Annotated in this window: 2 protein-coding genes; both read left to right on the top strand. The window is 60.7% G+C overall.

Annotation, left to right across the window (positions count from 1 at the left end):
* Positions 1-293, top strand: a 293-nt coding sequence (locus tag AC1DYI_RS33445) for a hypothetical protein (RefSeq protein WP_477208415.1), incomplete at its 5' end; no start/stop codon positions are given.
* Between the two features lie 1,675 nt (positions 294-1,968).
* A partial coding sequence (locus tag AC1DYI_RS33440) for a DUF7710 domain-containing protein (RefSeq protein ID WP_477208414.1) occupies positions 1,969-2,186 on the top strand: 218 nt, incomplete at its 3' end.

Raw genomic sequence — 2,186 nt, 5'->3', positions numbered from 1 at the left:
CGTTAGTCCTCAACATGCTGCCCCTGCTCAACACTGCGGCGAACGGGCATCTAATGATCTCGTTTGAAGACCAAGACTCCATGGCCTGGCTTGCCGCGAATAGCCATTTGAAACTGGAACTAGGATTTCAACGCAGTGGGCAACCAGTCATCGGAGCTGGCGAGAGAATCCACCAAGCTTCAGCCGGGGCCACGTCGAAATATTGGCGGGCTGGGACACTTGGTCCGGAGACTACCTGCTTGCAACCTGCCCGGCCGGTGACGATGCCTTGCAAAAGGTCTTCTCGTTTGTGATCAAGAGTGCGTCATAAGGTCGGAGATAGTGCTCGCACATTCGCCATCGCACCCAGGCAGTTCCTGCACCGCCTGCCGCACCAGCCAGAGGCCTAACCCCTCCGTCAAGGGGACCTGCCTTCGGCAGGCCCCTTACGTCGAACGTTAAGCGCACAGCCGGGTTGAAGCTTTGAGTCACTTGGAACGTCATCTGCCAATGCCTGCCGTTCATGACCTCGGTATCGATGCCCAGTGCCCTTGGGAAAAGCGTGCCCGCTCCGGCATCCGCTCGGGCTGTCCGTCCTCCGGCGGCCAGCGCGCGGATGGTGGCTGCTCCAGCCGTGTTCTTGCTGGCTTGGTCACGGGTCGGGTACCACTTTCGTCCGCCATCSGAGCAAAAGCATCCCCGCCGGTTGTTCCAGGCATGGGTAGCTYTTTGGCAACTGGGCTTGCAGCCTCACATCTCTGCCTCGGCAAGCTCGCTGCGCCCAGTCACACATCCCCGGCCGAGCTCATAGGGCATGGCCTAACTGAAACAGCCGCAACCCCAGTGCKGCAKAGCCGCGCTCCKGTCACCCGCKCGGCKGCTTCAAGGCYTTCGCGCCCWTCRGCCTGGGGGTGGCGGGCAGCAGWAGGTGCTTCACCGGCGCCTAACCACTCAGTCAAGGGGACGTCYTGCGCGTACGCGCARRMCGCCCCYTACCTCGAACGTTAAGCAAAGTCAGAAATGCCTTTGGCTCGGTGCAGTGCCGAGTCCCGTTCCCATCTGCGCTGGCACCGCGCCACATGCCGGCCTTCGAGTGCTCAGTTACCCAGGAACAGCCCAGCGTCTGTCAGGCGGGTCAGTACTCGCTCGAAGCCCTCTGCCACTCAAACGTCGGCTTGCCTGRCCTTCCGAGTGAAAATACAGGCAAACGGGCKGCCAATGGYCGAGGTRGCAGGAACCGAAATGCCGCAAATCTCCAGGTGTCTTCGCTCAGCCTCGCCGCSAYCTAAGAACCCAATCGCTCCGTTGGTGCCCTCGCGTTCCTGTCATCTCCTTGCTCAACGTCGCTTGCCTAACATCTCCGTCAAGGGGACGTCTTGCGGCAAGCCGCAAGCCGCCCCTTACGTCGAACGTTAGGCCCACAGCCGGGCTGAAGGGTCCAGTTCACTTGAAGCGTCTYCTGCCAATGCCAGTTTCTCAAAGCCTCGGTCTCGATGCCTTGTGCTCATGGGAAAGGCGTGCTCGCTTCAGCGCCGGCGTGGGCTGCCCGTCCTTCGGCGGCCAGCGCACGGTCCGTGGTCACTTCGGCCTTCCGCCTGCCAAGTTGGTCAAGAAATTGAAGCCTTGGTGCTACGTCACGGTTCAACTGTGTCTATAGTCACCGCCGGAGCTTCGGGTGGGAGCTGCTACTGGGTCGGTTCTGCTGTCTCGGCGGGCGAGTCAAACTGAAACAGCCGCAATTCCGGTGCTGCATGGCCAGGCTCCGGTCGGCCGAGTAGCATCTTTAGTTTCCTCGGGTCCGTCTGCATTGCACGGCAACTCCATCTCGGTTGGTGCAATCTCCGGTGCCTAACCCCTCCGTCAAGGGGACGTCCCGCAAGCGGGCCGCCCCTTACGTCGAACGTTAAGCCTCACCAAATTCACCGGCGGGTACGCTCACCCTCTCAGCATCCGAAGCATCTACACAACATCAATCCTCTGTCAGAATTCATGAAGCGAGCTACGGTTTGGGTCTTTTGCGGCACAAGAGCGACCTTTCCGTCTGGCGTGTTCCAGACGAGGGAAGAGGCGGAGTCCTGGATTCGGGAGAATCGCCTGAGCGGAGCACTCACTCAATACCCCGTCGGTATCGGCGCTTACGACTGGGGCGGTTCAGGAAGGCTTCTTCAAGCCCAAGAAGCCAGAGCACTCTCTCCCAAGCTTCATTC

Source organism: Ideonella sp. P3_A4 (assembly GCF_056403075.1).
This window is presented reverse-complemented; position numbering and strand designations above follow the sequence as displayed.